This window comes from Bombiscardovia coagulans (genome assembly GCF_002259585.1).
Lineage (GTDB): Bacteria > Actinomycetota > Actinomycetes > Actinomycetales > Bifidobacteriaceae > Bombiscardovia > Bombiscardovia coagulans.
Genome location: NZ_MWWS01000002.1, coordinates 117,247 through 134,635 on the forward strand (window position 1 = coordinate 117,247; position 17,389 = coordinate 134,635).

The 17,389-nt window shown below is 46.3% G+C and carries 16 protein-coding genes and 1 tRNA gene; 4 read left to right on the forward strand and 13 right to left on the reverse strand.

The window, feature by feature from the left end:
• Positions 1-102 precede the first annotated feature (102 nt).
• Both BOCO_RS00635 and rpsT read left to right on the forward strand, forming a co-directional pair.
• Entirely contained in the window at positions 103-648 is a 546-nt protein-coding gene (locus BOCO_RS00635) for a GNAT family N-acetyltransferase (RefSeq protein ID WP_094722182.1), read from the forward strand.
• Between the two features lie 74 nt (positions 649-722).
• Positions 723-983: a 30S ribosomal protein S20 gene (rpsT, locus tag BOCO_RS00640; RefSeq protein ID WP_094722183.1), complete on the forward strand. Its 261-nt coding sequence runs from the start codon at positions 723-725 to the stop codon at positions 981-983.
• A 79-nt stretch (positions 984-1,062) separates the two neighbouring features.
• Here the strand turns inward: rpsT and BOCO_RS00645 are convergent, their stop codons facing one another.
• The 12 genes from BOCO_RS00645 to BOCO_RS00700 form a co-directional block, all read right to left on the reverse strand.
• Entirely contained in the window at positions 1,063-2,190 is a 1,128-nt protein-coding gene (locus BOCO_RS00645) for a branched-chain amino acid aminotransferase (RefSeq protein ID WP_094722184.1), read from the reverse strand.
• Between the two features lie 435 nt (positions 2,191-2,625).
• Positions 2,626-3,267, reverse strand: a complete 642-nt coding sequence (locus tag BOCO_RS00650) for a 50S ribosomal protein L25/general stress protein Ctc (protein WP_094722185.1) — start codon at positions 3,265-3,267, stop codon at positions 2,626-2,628.
• 277 nt (positions 3,268-3,544) lie between these two features.
• On the reverse strand, positions 3,545-4,639 hold the full coding sequence (locus tag BOCO_RS00655; protein WP_148140023.1) for an RAD23 family protein: 1,095 nt from the start codon (positions 4,637-4,639) through the stop codon (positions 3,545-3,547).
• Between the two features lie 131 nt (positions 4,640-4,770).
• The gene (locus tag BOCO_RS00660; RefSeq protein WP_094722187.1) at positions 4,771-5,475 is read right to left on the reverse strand and encodes a histidine phosphatase family protein; all 705 of its coding nucleotides are present in this window, start codon (positions 5,473-5,475) and stop codon (positions 4,771-4,773) included.
• A gap of 28 nt (positions 5,476-5,503) precedes the next feature.
• Positions 5,504-5,938: a ribosome silencing factor gene (gene rsfS, locus BOCO_RS00665; RefSeq protein WP_094722188.1), complete on the reverse strand. Its 435-nt coding sequence runs from the start codon at positions 5,936-5,938 to the stop codon at positions 5,504-5,506.
• A 77-nt stretch (positions 5,939-6,015) separates the two neighbouring features.
• Entirely contained in the window at positions 6,016-7,437 is a 1,422-nt protein-coding gene (gene glmU / locus BOCO_RS00670) for a bifunctional UDP-N-acetylglucosamine diphosphorylase/glucosamine-1-phosphate N-acetyltransferase GlmU (protein WP_094722189.1), read from the reverse strand.
• Positions 7,434-8,231: an HAD-IIA family hydrolase gene (locus tag BOCO_RS00675; RefSeq protein WP_094722190.1), complete on the reverse strand. Its 798-nt coding sequence runs from the start codon at positions 8,229-8,231 to the stop codon at positions 7,434-7,436. Before BOCO_RS00675 ends, glmU begins: the two co-directional genes overlap by 4 nt.
• Positions 8,232-8,298: 67 nt before the next feature.
• Positions 8,299-8,369: transfer RNA gene (locus tag BOCO_RS00680), tRNA-Gln, on the reverse strand.
• 80 nt (positions 8,370-8,449) lie between these two features.
• On the reverse strand, positions 8,450-9,466 hold the full coding sequence (locus BOCO_RS00685) for a ribose-phosphate diphosphokinase (RefSeq protein ID WP_094722191.1): 1,017 nt from the start codon (positions 9,464-9,466) through the stop codon (positions 8,450-8,452).
• A gap of 108 nt (positions 9,467-9,574) precedes the next feature.
• Positions 9,575-10,306, reverse strand: a complete 732-nt coding sequence (nadD, locus tag BOCO_RS00690) for a nicotinate-nucleotide adenylyltransferase (protein WP_244568698.1) — start codon at positions 10,304-10,306, stop codon at positions 9,575-9,577.
• Between the two features lie 14 nt (positions 10,307-10,320).
• Positions 10,321-10,941 carry a phosphoribosylglycinamide synthetase gene (locus BOCO_RS00695; RefSeq protein ID WP_420835381.1) on the reverse strand — a complete coding sequence of 207 codons (621 nt, stop codon included), beginning with the start codon at positions 10,939-10,941 and terminating at the stop codon, positions 10,321-10,323.
• A 149-nt stretch (positions 10,942-11,090) separates the two neighbouring features.
• Positions 11,091-12,395 (reverse strand): serine hydroxymethyltransferase, encoded by a 1,305-nt coding sequence (locus BOCO_RS00700; protein WP_094722192.1) that lies wholly within the window; start codon positions 12,393-12,395, stop codon positions 11,091-11,093.
• A gap of 327 nt (positions 12,396-12,722) precedes the next feature.
• Here BOCO_RS00700 and BOCO_RS00705 point away from each other — a divergent pair, with 327 nt between their 5' ends.
• Both BOCO_RS00705 and BOCO_RS00710 read left to right on the forward strand, forming a co-directional pair.
• A complete protein-coding gene (locus BOCO_RS00705) occupies positions 12,723-14,540 on the forward strand; it encodes an ABC transporter ATP-binding protein (RefSeq protein ID WP_094722193.1) in 1,818 nt (605 codons plus the stop codon).
• Between the two features lie 2 nt (positions 14,541-14,542).
• A complete protein-coding gene (locus BOCO_RS00710; protein WP_094722194.1) occupies positions 14,543-16,564 on the forward strand; it encodes an ABC transporter ATP-binding protein in 2,022 nt (673 codons plus the stop codon).
• Between the two features lie 121 nt (positions 16,565-16,685).
• On the opposite strand, the gene BOCO_RS00715 is transcribed toward BOCO_RS00710, so the two are convergent.
• A complete protein-coding gene (locus tag BOCO_RS00715; RefSeq protein ID WP_094722246.1) occupies positions 16,686-17,363 on the reverse strand; it encodes an HAD family hydrolase in 678 nt (225 codons plus the stop codon).
• Positions 17,364-17,389 lie beyond the last annotated feature (26 nt).

The window sequence follows — 17,389 nt, forward strand, 5'->3', positions numbered from 1 at the left end:
GTACTGGTATAGCAAGGCACTAACATCACTTCATCATCGTCAAGAACAATTTATTTCCTCAACAGGCTTATAATGAGGCTGCATATAAAGTAAGGAGCACCCATGAGACTGCGGCCATATCGGAAGCACGAGGACGACGCCCGGCTTATTGAACTGGTCCGTGAAAGCACGGATAGCTGCGATAGTGCGTTAAAACCCGATGATTATAGGCTCATGATCAGCAATCGCTTAGCCCACGAACTCGAAGCTATCGATTCAGACACTTCTACTACGATTATCGTTGCTGTTGCAGACGACTCAAATGAAATTACTCAATTAGCCAACAGCAGTGATATGTCTGGGGGGAAAGCCAGTAATATCGTCGGTTTCATCAAACTGGATATAGTACCAAACGCTGTCAGCACCCGACCTGAAGGTCGTATCAGCAACTTATGCGTCAGCAAGGCTTTTGAGACCGACAAAATCAGTGAAGTCCTCATCCAGGAAGCTCACCATTGGGCGCAAAGAAATGGCGTGTACCGATTGACAATACAATTGTCAGCGAGTGATGAAAGTGCCATGTCTTTATACGAACAGTTCCATTTCCAAGTTGCTTCGGTGATAATGGATTTGTCTTGCGCACAGCCAGAATTACAAAAGCGTCAGTGATTAAACTTTTCGTGACCACATGGTAGACTTAGATTCCGTCTGTACAGATATCGCATATGTCGTTTGGAGTAACATTGGCTAACATTAAATCACAGAAAAAGCGCGTTCGTACGAATGAAGCAGCACATCTTCGTAACAAGGAAGTCAAGAGCGCCATCAAGACTTCTATCCGAACTGTTCGCAAGGCAATTAACGATGGAGACAGAGAGGGTGCACAGTCCGCATTTGCTGTTGCTGCTCGCCGTCTCGATAAGGCTGCAGGCAAGGGCGTCATTCATCGCAACCAAGCCGCTAATCGTAAATCAGGCTTGGCATCTGCAATTAACGCCATGTGATTAGTTCTGAACATACATACGTAAATGCTCGTAACTCCCTCATAGAGAGTTACGAGCATTTACGTATGTCCAATTGTACCTACATTACCCGCCACATCCAATTGTGTGAATCATCCACTTCTCCCAACTGAATGCCCAAAAGTTGTTCTCTCAATTGCATAGTCAATGTTCCCGCTTCCCCAGTAGCTACTGTGACGTCAAAATTTGATGATTTTAAACGCTTTATTGGCGTGACAATAGCAGCCGTACCGCAAGCAAAAATCTCTGTAACATCACCAGAACGAATATCATTGACCAGATCATCCATCCTAATCATCATTTCGCAAACTTTCAGACCCCGATCATTCAATAACTCAATCAGCGACCGACGGGTTACTCCCGGAAGAATAGTCCCGGTAAGGCAAGGGGTTTCAATATGACCATCCCGGTGGACAACAAACATATTCATCCCACCGAGCTCTTCTAAGTATGTTTTGGATGCCGCATCAACAAAACAGACTTGCTCGCAGTCGTGGTCCGTTCCCCTATTGCCTGCTACGAGAGAAGCTGCATAATTACCACCGCATTTCGCGTAGCCGGTACCTCCAGGACCAGTTCTGAACCAGCGGTCTTCAACCCAAATGCTTACAGGCTTTACCCCACCGGTAAAATACGGACCAGATGGAGAAGCTATCACGCAATAATCTACCTGCTTTGGAGAGCGGACACCCAAAAAAGCTTCAGAAGCGTACATAAATGGACGCAAGTACAGTGTGTATTCACGACGCGATGGCACCCACTGAGCATCTTGCCGTACTAACGCTGCTACTGATCCTATGAAGTCCTCAACACTAAGATTGGGCAGGGAAAGACGTTGTGCAGAGTCCTGAAAGCGCTCAGCATTGGCATCAGGGCGAAAGAGCCAAATGGAACCATCTTGACGCTTGTATGCCTTAAGTCCCTCAAAAATCTCTTGAGCATAGTGTAAAACGGCTGCCGCAGGACTAATGTTGAGTGAGCCAAAAGGCTTAACCTGTCGATCAGACCAACCACTACCATCCCGCCATCTCATGGTGACCATACTGTCAGAAAAGACCTGTCCAAAAGCTGGCTTATCTATCATATTTTCACGTTCTGCATCACTAACTGGATGCAGATTTGGTTCCACATCAAAGTTTGAAGCCAATCTTGTTAACAACTCTGGGTCATGATGATTGTAAACGTTCATACAGCACTTTCTGAACAATGGTATTGGAATTACTACCTACCATATAGCCGTAGGCATATACTGAGTATATTAAACATCATTGTCTTATGCGCCATGGAACCTGTCCATATAGTGAAATCCATACTTCAACTCGAGCAGTTTCACTGCACAATTGCGATTTTTAACCAGAATCTCTTACCAACTTCAAGCTACCGTCCTGCACTGAGTTTTCTAGATCGACTAATGAGGTTCCCGTCGTATAAGCCGAGCCACCTTGATGTGATATGTACACGTCACTGGTAGCCTTCAAACGGGTGAACGGCAAATTGTTTTAAGTCCAACAATGCAAAAAGGACTGCTGGCAAGTATCAGCCAGCAGTCCTTTCAGTTATTGTTAGGCATTGTTGTACTGTTACATCAGCACAAATCGAGCCTTACAAAGAAGAGCGTTATCTCTCACTCAGACTTCTCACCGTCAGCTGCACCACCAGCTGCTGAATCAGAAGACTCTGCACTTGCACCTTCAGCTGCACCAGAAGGAGACGCAACACTCTCTTCCTTTGGTACTTCGACAGTTACAATAGACTCCTCAGGATCATCAATAACGAGTTCAGCACCTTCAGGCAGTTGAATATCCTTAGCGAGAATCTTGTCGCCGTCAGCCATGCCTTCGACGCTAATGTCAATACGCTCAGGAAGGTTTGTTACATCAGCGCGAACCTGCACATTTTGCATATCAATAAAGGCCACAGAGGCACCTTTAGTTGCACCATTGATGAATACTGGTACGTCAACAATAACTTTCTCGCCAGCACGCACTTCGTAAAAATCGATGTGCTCAACAATACGCTTAACTGGATTACGTTGAACGTCCTTGACAACCGCCATCTTTGTTTCGTTACCAAACTTGATAGTGAACAAGGCATTAGCTCGACGCAAGGCCAACGTTGTCTCTTTCATGGGCAAAGCCACGAATGAAGGCTCTGTACCACCTGCGTAGATCGTAGCAGGGATCTGCTTTGCAACGCGCATTCTACGGGCCACGCCCTTACCGAACTGAGTTCGAGGCTCACCTTCCAGCGTAATAGTGCTTGCCATTCTATCTCCTTATACCATGTAGAACTTCAACTGGCGTATCGAACGCGTCAGAGCATCAATCTTCCCGTATAGGAGAAAGCACCTCACGCTGAGTCGATAACGGAAAGTGACTTCTTTCCCTCGCCAAAGCAACATTCACATGATATCACGCCTTCGAGCCAAGTGGAAATGTACCCATGTTGATGCCCCTTGTGACGCTTCATTGCAACCCTACTCGAGCCTCTCACATACACGGCAAGGGCATGGAATTGAGGTGGTCACCAAGATGTCACATATATCAGTGCTGACTATCACCCGAAGTGTTTGTACTTCCTTGCCTACTATCAGCGCTAGGTAAGGAAGTATCGTTTGGGTTACCACTTTTTTGACCCTGTTGCTGAGTTGGCTGGTCATTCGGCTGTACCGGAACACTGGGTGTTGGTTCTTGAGACGGCCGCACCGAAGGACTGTTAGTACTGGTGGGTTTGTCCTCACTGGATTGCGAAGGAGAAGCAGTAGGGTTCGCAGTTGGTTCCTGAGATGGACGTGTAGTTTCTTGAGGCTTGTTACTGTTGTCTGGTTGTACTTGTCGTCCGGGAGCACTTTCTTGCGGAGCAGGAGGAGTCGATGGTGTCGGAACTTGCACTGTTGGAGTTGGACTGACTATGTTACGAACAACGTGGTCTGTTCCTTCGCCTTTGGTAATGGCATTGATGACTACCGCAGAGAGCAGGACAGCTACCAGAGCACTAACGACGGAGACAATTAACACCATTTGCTTCTTTTTCTGCACTGACTTTGCTGTTTGTGCCGAATGAGCTTCATATCTGCCAGTATCAGATTGGTGAGTATACTTTGCATTGCTAGAGCTGGCTGTGCGCACCTGGCGGGTCGATGTCTGCCCACCTACTCGCTTTCCAGTAGTAGGGATAACCTGGGTTGCGTCAGTTGAACTGATTGGAGCAAGAACACTCGTCTCATCAACCTGGCGACGCTCTCCAAATTGAGAATGCTGTGTTCTAGCCCTCACTTGCTCGGCATGTTTATGGATTGGAACAGTTGGACTCTTATCATCCGCGCCTGCCAGTATGAGTGAGGTCTGCTCATCTGGTTCTTGAGATGGGTTGTTAATTCTAATAATGTCCGTTTCCGATTCTCCGTCGGGATTAATCACCGTTTCCTGAATTTTGTGGGTGGAAGCGTCTAACACATTTTTATAAATTTGAGAAGCTACAGCCGAAACGATCGAACCTACTGCTACGCCTATTGCTGAACCTGCAATTCCAATTTTAGCTGAAAGGAAAAAGGAAGTTACTGCTGCTAGTGCACCAGCGAACACCTGTGCCCAGGAAAGATCCCTAAAGAACTTTTTCAACCCATATGCTCCTCTCAAATATAACCCCTAACCAGTTCGTACAATAAGGACCTAGAAGCTCTTATGCAAAACACAATATACCCCAAGTTAACGTGACTTATTTGCATAGCGACAGGAAGAGCATCATTTGTACACTGATGCTACTACCACTATTGACCTGCACTAGGGTTATTCCAATCTACAGACTCAGCTATAGCAGGTCCACGGTTAAAATCTAACAGTGCCCATAAGTAATCCTGACTTGACCTCTGCCGGGGAATAAGGGTAACCCAATGAGCATTTCGTATTGACCCCAAACTGACGCCTTCCGGATGAACTTCACTGAGACCCATCAAGCTCTGAACAGTCTGAGAAATCCATGACCCGTGTGTAAACAGGAAGAGGTCTGTATCATCCCCAGCTCGATGTGACCAATCGTTTAAAGCAGAAAGTCCCCTACGTCCCACCTCAGCCTTCGTCTCAGCTCCGTGTTTGACCTCTCCTCCGGCCGAAGTAAGCCATGCATAGTAGTCTTCGGGCCACTGTTCTTTGACCTGTTGAGCAGTAAGACCTTCCCACTCTCCGAACTCTCGTTCTCGCAGTCTTGAGTCTGTATTAATTGATACACCGATGACGTCGGCGAAAGCTTGTGCGGTGCTATACGCTCTATCTAAATCTGAAGAAACTATGAGTTGCTGCCGGCTATGGTGTGCGTCAACATACAAGTGCCGAAGAGTCTGAGCTGTTTGCTGAGCCTGCCACCTTCCTACCGCGTTGAGAGGGATATCTGTTTGCCCCTGCATACGACGGGCAGCATTATAATCTGTCTGACCGTGACGGACTAAGATGATGCTGTGCACATGCTGCTCAGACATGAACTCTTCCTATCCGCTCCTCCTCTGTTTACTCTTGAGGATGAGCTTCTCCGGCTTCAGAACCGCTTACTCCAGCGCTGAGTACTGGCTCATGAAGGGGATCCGTGAGAGGTAGATCAATCTGCGGACAATCCTTCCATAAACGCTCAAGATCGTAGTAATGACGCGCTTCCTTATGCATAATATGAATCACAAAATCAAGATAGTCCAGGAGAATCCACCGAGCATCATCTACACCTTCTCTGGCTGCAGGACGAAGTCCTAGCTGTTCATGAAGTTGACGCTCCACCTTTTCTGCAATAGATAGTACCTGGCGTTCGTTGTCACCGGTGACCAGCATAAAAACGTCTGTAATTCCGAAGGCTTGCGCTACATCGAAGGCTAAAATGTCCATAGCTTTCGCATCATTTGCTGCCTTGGCCGCAACTATGACAGCGTCAATTGAACTTTGTAATGCTGGCACTGGTCAACTCTCTTTACTCTCATATAATTTTGTGATTCACAGCCTAAGGCTAGTCTAATCCTGTGTCAAATTCGCTATCAATGTGAATCTTGTTCAGTACTTTCTTCGCGTTCAGCAGATGGCTTCCAATGTTCAACTGTATGTTGGGTGTTCTCAGAATAAACCATCGCGTCGTCAGGAACCGCATGTCGTATCACAGCACCTGCTCCAGTAGTTACTGTATCACCAACACGAACCGGTGCAACGAAAAGATTGCCTGCACCTATATGTACCTCTGAACCAATCTCAGTTCTATGCTTGCGCACACCATCGTAATTGGCAGTAATAGTACCGCCTCCGACGTTAGTATGCGTTCCGATATGGGTATCGCCTATATAACTGAGATGTGGAACTTTAGTAGCTTTACCAATTTGAGCCTTTTTCATTTCAACAAAAGCTCCAGCTTTGGTATCCTCACCTAACTCATTACCTGGTCTGAGATAAGTCCATGGACCAATAGTCGCGCGTGCACCGATTGTTGATTCTTCCACTCTGGACCGTTCCACATGAGCAGCTTGCTCAACCGTTGCATTAATTAAAGTAGTGTATGGTCCTATGACCGCTTCCTCAGCTACGGTTGTGCTTCCTTGTAGGAAACATCCCGGCAAGATTACACTGTCTCGTTCAAGTTGAACATCGTCTTCAATCCAAGTTGTTTCCGGATCCAAAATTGTTACGCCCTGCCGCATCCAGTGCTCACAGATTCGCTTGTTGTGTGCTCTGGCAAGACGAGCTAACTGCACACGATCATTGACGCCTTCAACACATAAGGCATCTGGCGCACTGTATGCGCCAACCCGCCCCAGTTCTCTTGCAGCTTCCAAAGCGTCCGTGAGGTAAAACTCACCTTGAACGTTGTCATTATTAAGCCCAGCAATAGCTGTGGTCAAGACTGATGCATTAAAAAGATAGACAGATGTATTAACTTCATGAACTTCTAATTCGGTACCAGTAGCATCCTTCTGCTCCACAATCCTCAGCACTTGTCCATCTTGGTCGCGAATAATACGTCCGTAGCCCGTTGGATCCATCAAGCTGGTTGTGAGTACGGTGGCACTGTCACCATGCGCGAAGTGGTAATCTACTAACCCCTGCAAGGTCTGAGCATCCAGCAGTGGCATATCTGAAGCCACCACCAGAACCGTACCATGGGAACCGATGCTATCGTTAAGCTCACCTAAAGCACACTGAACAGCTCGCCCGGTACCGGGGATATCATCTTGCTTCACTACCACCACTGATGGGTTATAACGATAAGCAGCCTCTGCTACACGGTCTCCCTGGAATCGCACAACAAGAGCCATAGTCTCCGGCTGCAACTGACCGACAGCATCCATCACACGATTGAGGAAGGTCTTACCTGCTAGCTCGTGAAGAACTTTCGGCTTGGACGAGCGCATACGCGTGCCCTCGCCGGCTGCCAAGATAATTGCAGCTGAAACAGACTCGGTTTTGCTCAAATTTCTACTTCCCCACTCTCAGCGATGGAGATCAGATTCTGAATCGAATCCACTACATGATCAGGTCTAAAGGGGAAAGTCTCTACTTGTTTGCGATGCGTTATACCTGTAAGCACCAAGAAGGTTTCTAAACCAGCTTCGACACCTGCTACAACATCCGTATCCATACGGTCACCGATCATGGCCGTGGTCTCAGAATGCCCTCCTACACGGTTCAGAGCAGTACGGAACATGATTGGATTAGGCTTGCCAACAAAATACGGTTCACGATTAGTCGCTTTAGTCACTAAGGCAGCTACTGATCCAGCTGCTGGCAGGATACCGGAATCACTAGGTCCGGTAGCATCTGGATTCGTGCATATGAACCTGGCCCCACCTAAGATGAGACGAATAGCGGTCGTAATGGATTCAAATGAATACGTACGGGTTTCACCCAAAATGACGTAATCTGGGTCAGTATCAGACAAAATGTAACCAGCCTCATGAAGGGCTGTTGTCAGTCCTGCCTCACCGATCACATAAGCCGATCCTCTGGGAATAGTGCGTGCGCAAAAGTCCGCCGTTGCTAGTGCTGAAGTCCATATATTTTCTTCTGGCACATCTATGCCTGACCTGCCCAAACGTGCTGACAAATCGCGAGGAGTATAGATAGGGTTATTGGTCAAGACCAAAAAACGCCTGTTGTTGGCCTTCAAAGTCTCAATGAACTCTGCAGCTCCGGGCAGCGCATTGTTCTCATGTACAAGAACGCCATCCATGTCAGTAAGCCAAGTCTCTATTTTTTTGACAGCCAAACTCTTTCCTTTCGGTTGGCCGCCGACCTATCCCAGGGCTTGCCCGCAGGGGTCGGCAAGCTTCAAGCTCCCCCACCTGGATTCGAACCAAGACTAAGGGTTCCAAAGACCCGTGTGCTGCCATTACACCATGGGGGAAACGCAGGTTAACCTGCTTTATTTATTATGCCATACTCTTTCTTCGCGCCACGCGGATAAAGAAATCTCATTTGCAAGAATTATGCAAAGAGAAATCCTTGTCCATGGTGTGCTGGATAAGTATCGAAAAGTCTGGCAACAGAACCATCTTCAAAAACAGCCTTAATTGCGGATGCCAACAGAGGCGCTATTGAGAGAACCGTAAGCCCATCCCAGCGCTTTTCTTCAGGAATGGGCACTGTATCAGTGATAACAACCTCGCGGGCTCCACATCCCTTTAACCGTTCAACAGCCGGCCCCGATAGAACACCGTGAGTAGCAACCACGGTGATGGAATTGGCACCTGCCTCACATAACACTGAACAAGCTTCAGCTATAGTACCACCAGTATCCATGAGATCGTCAACTAAAACACAGTCCAGACCCTTGACATCTCCAACTACACGGTTTGCTACTGCTTTGTTGGGCTGAGTAATATCACGAGTCTTATGAACAAATGCCAAAGGTACTCCACCAAGTCGTTGCGCCCATTGCTCTGCAACTCGAATGCGACCAGCATCTGGTGAGACGACAGCAACTTTGGACAAATCAAAGCGATCACGCACATAATCGACAAGTACCGGCATAGCAATGAGATGATCCACAGGCCCATCAAAAAAGCCCTGTGATTGTGCTGCATGCAGATCAACACTCATGATTCGATCTGCCCCTGCAGTTTTGAACAGATCAAACATTAACCTACAAGAGATGGGTTCACGACCCAAATGCTTCTTGTCTTGACGCGAATATCCCATCAGAGGGCAAACAGCTGTAATGGAACGAGCTGAAGCTCGTTTTAGTGCATCAATCATAATAAGCTGTTCCATGATTGACTTATTAATCGGGTCAGCATGGCTTTGCAGAACAAAAACATCTGCTCCACGAACTGACTCCGTATACCGCACGTACATCTCACCATTCGCAAAATCGTAAGCGGTCGTTTCTAGGACTTCGATGCCAAGCTGGTCAGCAACATCCGAAGCAAGCTTAGGATGCGTCCTTCCCGTCACTAGAATAAGATTCTTACCGGGCATGCCTTTGAGAATTGTGCTCACCATATCTCCAAACGTTGGTGTCGTTGAAGCAACAATTCTATTTTAGCTATTGAGCGTGACAGTTTTCTACCGTGTCGCAGCAGATGAGGATCAGGTTTCATCCTGTGCTTCCTAGTAGTCCTCCCTGTGCAAATATAAACCATGTTTATTGATATATTGCACTACCCCGTCAGGCACAAGATACCAAGCAGGGATATGCTTGGCGACACGTTTTCTAATATCTGTAGATGAAATTGATAGGGCGGGTATTTCAAGCATGTCTACGGAATGATTGGGTAACTGTAACCCACGAATACTTGACGAATAACCAGGTCTAGAAACAGCAACAAAGTGCGCCAAATCCCACATTTCATTGGCATCTTTCCAACGAAGAATCTCCGCTACTGCGTCAGCACCAGTAATAAAGAATAACTCACTGTCCGGTCTGAGTCTGTGAATATCACGCAAGGTATCAATGGTATACGTTATGCTCGGCCTATCAATATCGACTCGCGAAACTGTAAATTTAGGATTTGAAGCAGTTGCGATAACCGTCATCAAATACCTATCTTCAGCATTGGTAACAGCTTTTTCTAACTTAAAAACTGGCCGACCCGTCGGCACAAAAATAACTTCATCCAAGTCATAAACCCAAGCAACTTCTGAGGCCGCAACTAAATGGCCATGGTGGATAGGATCGAAGGTTCCACCCATAATGCCCACCCTGCGTTTGGCCTGACCTGAACTTGCATGAGCCAGCCGAGTAGTATGGCGACTGTCATATTCGTCAGCTAGTTCTATCTCAGAACTCAAATCAGACATGCGACGCTTATCAAATGTATCAGCGGTTTGATTGGGACCCACTGCTTCACTCTCACTTACGAATGATCTTTCGGTTGGTCTAACTCTAAGTTTTGACCTTGAAGAGGTTTTGACAACCCCGTGCCTACGAATGAGTTGTAGTCAGCACGATCCGCGTCTTCCTGCATCTCCTTGACCTCTTCCGGAGAAGTGACCTGGTCTGGATCTATCCTGCTCATATCCTCATTCCACTCTTGCTGGACAACCTGGTGTATCTCCTGATAGGTCGGTATAGGAAAATCAGGCTGGTAATGACGACGGACCTGAGCAACGCACTCTGTGAGCGTTACCAGTGATTGTGATAGCTGGTCAATATCGCCCTTACGTTCCTGCTCACGAAAGATCGGTATCTGGCCTTCCATCTCAACCATTACTTTGCGAACCTGGTCCAGCTGTGATTCATCTAGATCAATGACTTGCGCAGCGTCTTCATCAGGCCAACCAATGAGTACAGCATCTGCGTATTCTAAGCTTGCTCGTTGATCAGCAGTGGGAATACCATCCTCAATTTGCACCAGAAAGACGTATCGCAACTGACTGAGTCTTTCTGCTGCTGCCCTAAACCAGACCTTGGGATTGCCATTTTGCCGATTCTTAAAATCTTGTACCTTATCGGCCACTTCTCTACCTCCTTTCATGCTTCCTCTGTACCATGATGTCGCAGAACGCTGTTGAGATCATCCTTGCCCAGATAGCATTTCTTCACATACACTCCTTGTCAATTACCTGTGGACTGGAGTGAAACCAACTGCTGGCTATTTGTATATTATTGTAACCCTTTTGACAGTTAATTCACCTGGTCAAGCCCTTGATAGAGCGGGAACTGCTCAGCTAATGCATCTACTTTAGATTTACAGCTGTCGATATTTGCGTCACGTCCGGCAGTCAAAGTCTGAGCAATGAGGTCAGCTACCTGCTCAAATTCAGCTGTATCAAATCCCCTGGTTGCCAAGGCTGCTGTACCAATGCGTAAACCAGAACTCACTGAAGCTGGCCTCGGATCAAACGGAACAGTATTACGGTTGACGGTAATACCTATGCGTGCCAACAGATCCTCTGCGTCCCTGCCATTAAGAGCACTATTTCGTAGATCAACCATCACCAAGTGAACATCAGTACCGCCGGTCAAAACGCTAATGCCTGCTTGTGAGACATCTTCTGCACTCAGCCGTTCAGCGATGATCCTTGCTCCCTCAAGAGTACGCTCCATACGCTGTTTGAAAGCTGTAGTTCCTGCTAACTTAAATGCGACCGCCTTCGCAGCCACGACATGCATAAGAGGACCGCCTTGCTCACCAGGGAATACAGCTGAATTCAGCGCCTTGGCATACTCCTTTTTAGCAACAATAAAGCCAGACCGAGGACCCCCTAAGGTTTTATGTGCTGTAGATGAAACAACATCGGCATACGGAACTGGACTTGGGTGTAAACCAGCAGCTACTAAACCAGCAAAGTGAGCCATGTCTACCCACAACTTTGCTCCAACCTCGTCCGCAATCTCCCGTAACGCTTTAAAGTCTTCGATTCGTGGATAAGCCGACCAACCACCAATAATCACAGCTGGATGTGTCTCTAACGCTCTTTGCCTCACGATTTCCGGATCTATAAGGAAAGTATCAGGATTAACAGTATAAGTTTGAGCATTGTAATATCGGCCAGAAAAATTCATTGTTGTCCCATGGGTCAAATGTCCCCCATGATCAAGCGCCAGACCCAAAATCGTATCACCAGGTTTTGCTAAGGCCTGATATATCGCTGCATTTGCCTGCGCTCCGGAATGAGGCTGTACATTCGCATATTCAGCATCAAACAGACTACGAGCACGTGACCGAGCCAACTCTTCTACCTGATCTACATATTCACAGCCCCCATAGTAACGGCGACCAGGGTAGCCTTCGGCATATTTGTTTGTTAAAACCGAACCTTGTGCTTGCAATACTGCTCTTGGGACAAAGTTTTCTGAAGCAATCATCTCTAAGCCAGAACGCTGGCGGCCAAGTTCAGTTTGCAGTAGATGAGCAATCTCAGGATCGACTGTGTTGATACCTGCCTCGAATGCCTGTGATGCATGGTCCTTACTTTGTTGACTCATCCGTTGCTCCTTTATCTGACGTGACAGCACACGAATTCGGTTATAAGCACCAATCTACTGTCTACTAAATCAATATACTGTAGATATAGCTACTTGAATTGATTTTGTGTCGGACTGCCTCTGTTATGCAAACATAGACTAAGTGTCCAACTACAAACTTAGCCCTATAGATTACATTGAGAATACTATCAGGACTGAGGCCTGCTAGAAGCTAGATAGGCCCTACACACTTTCAAGCAAGCAAAAATCGGATTGCATATCAGCTAGGGCATATGGCGATCTACAGTGGAGATTCTACACGCAGATTACGTAGAAAACGGAGGGACTGTGACCGATACCGCAGAAGAAACAGGCGTGGTAGTCAGAAATCAGACAAGCCAACCAAGACACCTGATCAGCACTCTCTTACGTTCTCTACGTCAATATACCAAAGCAAGCTTGTTAGCACCGGCATATGTGTGTGTTGAAAGCATATTAGAGATTGCCATTCCCACTGTCATGGCAGCCCTGATTGATTATGGCGTTTCAGCCCAATCCATGCCTAATATTGTGAAGTTTGGTCTTATCCTGTTTGCCTGCTCTCTTCTTTCTCTTTTTTCTGGTTTTATGTCTGGGAAGTATGCAGCTATCGCTTCATCAGGTTTTGCTAAAAATTTGCGTAACGACCTGTTTGATAAAGTTCAATCTTTTTCCTTTACCAACATTGACCGTTTTTCAACGGGATCTATCATCACTCGGTTAACTACGGATGTTACTAATCTGCAAAATGCCTATCAGATGATCATTCGTATAGGTGTAAGAGCTCCTATCATGGTCATCGTAGCTTGGCTTTTTTCCTTCCGTATTTCCCATTCAATCTCCATGATTTTCCTCTTTGTCATTCCTATCCTAGGATTTGGTCTCATTGGCTTATCGGTATGGGTTCACCCTATATTCGAAAAGATCTTCCACACCTACGACAATTTAAATAACGTCGTTGAAGAGAATGTACAAGGAATCCGAGTCGTAAAATCATATAACCGCGAGGAGTTCGAGGATAAGAAATTCGGACGTATATCCATGTCCATTTACCGAGCTTTTTGTAGAGCCGAGCACATTTTAAGTTTTACTGTTCCCCTGCTCAATTTTTGCATATATGCAGTTCTGCTTCTTATCTCGTGGATGGGAGCTCAGCAAATTGTTGCTTCTGGCAATAACGCTGCACATGGCTTAACAACTGGTGATTTAACAGCCCTAGTGACATATACCTTACAAATTCTCATGGCTATGAACATGATATCCATGATTGTTGTCATGATTATTATCTCACAGGCTTCTGCTGAACGAATCTATCAAGTTTTGGTTGAAGAGAGCACAGTATGCAACCCTGAGCACCCTCGCATGACTGTGGTTGATGGCTCCGTGCATTTCGACCATGTCAGCTTCCGTTATTCAGATTCATCAGAAAAACCTGTACTAGATGACATTAATTTAGATATTGCTTCAGGACAAACTATTGGAATTGTAGGCGGCACAGGATCAGCCAAATCGAGTTTAGTCCAGCTTATTGCCAGACTTTACGACGTCAGTGAAGGATCTCTTAAAGTTGGTGGTTTCGATGTACGTGACTACGACTTAGAAGTTTTGCGGGATCAAGTCTCTATGGTGTTACAAAAAAACATATTGTTCAGTGGCACAATTGCAGACAATCTCCGCTGGGGCAATCCACATGCAAGCGACGAGGAAATTCGACACGCTTGTGCACTAGCAGAAGCAGACTCTTTCATTCAAGAGTTTCCTAACAAGTACAACACCTATATTGAGCAAGGCGGATCGAATGTATCAGGTGGACAGCGCCAACGTCTTTGCATAGCTCGAGCCCTCTTAAAGAAACCAAAAATCCTTATCTTAGATGATTCAACTTCTGCTGTTGATACCAAAACTGATCAACTCATTCGTCGCGCATTCCGGGAAGAGATACCGAGCACCACCAAGATCATCATTTCACAACGAGTTGCCTCCGTTGAAGAGGCCGACATGATTGTTGTTATGGATTCGGGACGTATACTCAATTGCGGCAACCACAAGCAGCTACTCGAAACTTGTGAAGAATATCGATCAATTTATGTGTCTCAGACCCGCAACCAAGACCAGGAGGAGGAGTAAACATGAGCAAGCGCAATGTACCTTCGCAAACCAAAGGCCTGCAAGCTATGCAAAAAGCCACTCCCGGTACTACAAAACGTCTCTTCTCTTACATTTTCGAGTACAAATGGCAGGTTGCAGTTATTGTCATTTGCATCATTGTGTCAGCTGCTTCACAGGCCGCAGCAGCACTCTTCCTCCAGACACTTATCGACCAGTATATTTTGCCTTTGGTTGGAGTAACAAATCCCGACTGGAAGCCTCTCATCATTATGTTGACAGTGATGTGCTGTCTGTATTTAGTGGGTACGTTTGCTTCATGGCTCTGGTCTTGGCTCGTTGTGAAAGTAGAACAAGGGACATTAAAGAACATTAGGGATCACATGTTTGCCCACCAGCAATTGCTCCCTATTAGATACTTTGATTCAAACGGCCATGGCGACACAATGAGCCTGTACACCAATGACACAGATACATTACGACAGGCTATTTCCCAGTCCTTCCCACAGATGTTTTCATCCATTGTATCTGCACTGGCTGCTTTGGCGGCTATGCTATGGCTATCGATACCCTTCAGTCTCTTCACACTGGTCTTTACCGCCGTGCTTATTGTAATAGTTCGTCGGATTGTCACCAGATCTGGAATGTATTTTGTTAAACAACAGCATGCCATCGGCCAAGTGAATTCATTTGTTGAAGAAGCTGTTAACGGACAAAAAGTGGTCAAAGTCTTTAATCATGAAGAAGCCACTGCACAAGATTTTTACCGACGCAATGAAGAACTGTTTGAAGCCTCCTCAAAAGCCAATACATACGGCAACATCACCATGCCTGTCGTAGGCAACATGGGTTATATGCTATACATCATTCTTGCTATTCTGGGTGGAATAGCCGGGATACTGGGGTGGAACGACTTTGGGCTAGCAGGTTCCGGTCCTCTAACCCTAGGAGCAATTATTGCTCTCTTGACACTCTCTCGATCATTTATCAACCCAATTGGACAGGTTTCTATGCAGTTCAATATGGTAATGATGGCTTTGGCAGGAGCTTCACGCATATTTGCCATGATGGATGAACCTATAGAAAGCAATGATGGTAGCGTTCAATTGGTCTGCGTAGAGGTAGATTCTGACGGTCACACCATGCACGAAGTAGACCACGAAACCGGTCACTGGGCATGGAAGCGTGCCGCTGATGACGATGGAACTCGATCTCTTGCAGCTGCCGCCAAGCTCAAAGGAGCTGCACGACAAGTCGCATTGAAAGCCAAAGAAGAAGCAATTACATCAGCAGACGGACGATACACTTTAGTGCAAGGTGATGTGCGTTTTACCGATGTAACCTTTGGCTACAATCCCAGCAAGCCAGTGCTCCACGACATCACTTGGTTCGCAAAACCAGGCCAGAAGATGGCTCTCGTTGGAGCAACCGGTGCAGGGAAAACCACAATCACTAACTTGATTAACCGTTTCTATGATATTCAAGAAGGGCAAATTCTTTATGATGGTATTGATGTCAAAAACATCAATAAGCCAGATCTTCGGCGTTCACTTGGAATCGTTTTACAGGACGTTAATCTTTTCACCGGAACGGTGCTTGATAACATCCGTTACGGTCGCCTCAATGCAACTGACGAAGACTGTATTGCTGCGGCAAAACTAACCAATGCAGACTCTTTCATTCGCATGCTCCCCAAAGGATACCAAACTGTGCTCGAGAGAGACGGATCAGGCTTATCCCAGGGGCAACGCCAGCTTATCTCGATTGCAAGAGCTGCAGTGGCTGACCCTCCAGCCATGATTTTAGATGAAGCTACCTCTTCGATAGACACTCGTACTGAAGAAGTCGTCCAAAAAGGTATGGATAATCTAATGAAAGGTCGCACAACATTCGTTATCGCTCACCGTCTATCGACCGTACGAAATGCTGATGTCATCATGGTCTTAGACCACGGACGTATTATCGAACGCGGAAACCATGAAGAACTTATCGCTCAAAAAGGCGAATATTACCAACTCTACACTGGTTCTTTGGAATTAGAGTAAAGCTTAGTAACCAGTTTCACCTTTTGACCAGAGACGAGATGTGATAGCAGAACTTATAGGCCACCAGTGAGTCAACACTGGCGGCCTATTCCATTACGGTACTAGTTTGATTTTGTTACGGTTATAACTGTAGTGGTGCTTGAGAAAAATCAGATATAGCACCGTCTGCTATTTTTTTAATCTCCTCCCAATCTTGCTGGGAAGATTCGTCATATACTGCCCATATTTTCATTCCTGCCGACCGGACGGTTTTGATTGCAACAAGTATATCTTCAAAAACTGTGCAAGCTTCTTTTGGTAAGCCCAGCTGGTGTGCCGCATAAAGGTAGATAGCAGGCTCCTCTTTTCCACTGCTGTGAGCATCATCTACGCTACACACACAATCAAAATAGCTTGCCAGACCAGCATGTTGTAAAGCAGCCTGCCTCAAGCGCGGCGGTAAGCTCGTCGCAACAGCCAAGAGTGCACCACTGCGCTTAAGCTCCTTCACATAATCTAACGCATATGGTTTAGGCTTAACTACTGTGGCATAAAACTCCTGAGCATCCTCATTCCATTCATCAACTATGTCTGTAATGCTGTCATGTAAACCAAATCGACTGATAGTGTATGCAGCAATTGCATCAGTCTGCATAGAAGCTACCCTAGAAACGTAATCCGCTGGTATTTCGATTCCTCTTCGAGCAAAGAAACGCTTGTCGATTTCCTGCCAAATTCCCATAGAATCTAAGAGAGTCCCATCCAAGTCGAAAATAACACCTTTTCCGGTATTATTTCCTAGACCTGCTTTGCTTACCATCTTGTCTGTCAAGTAATTAACCTTTA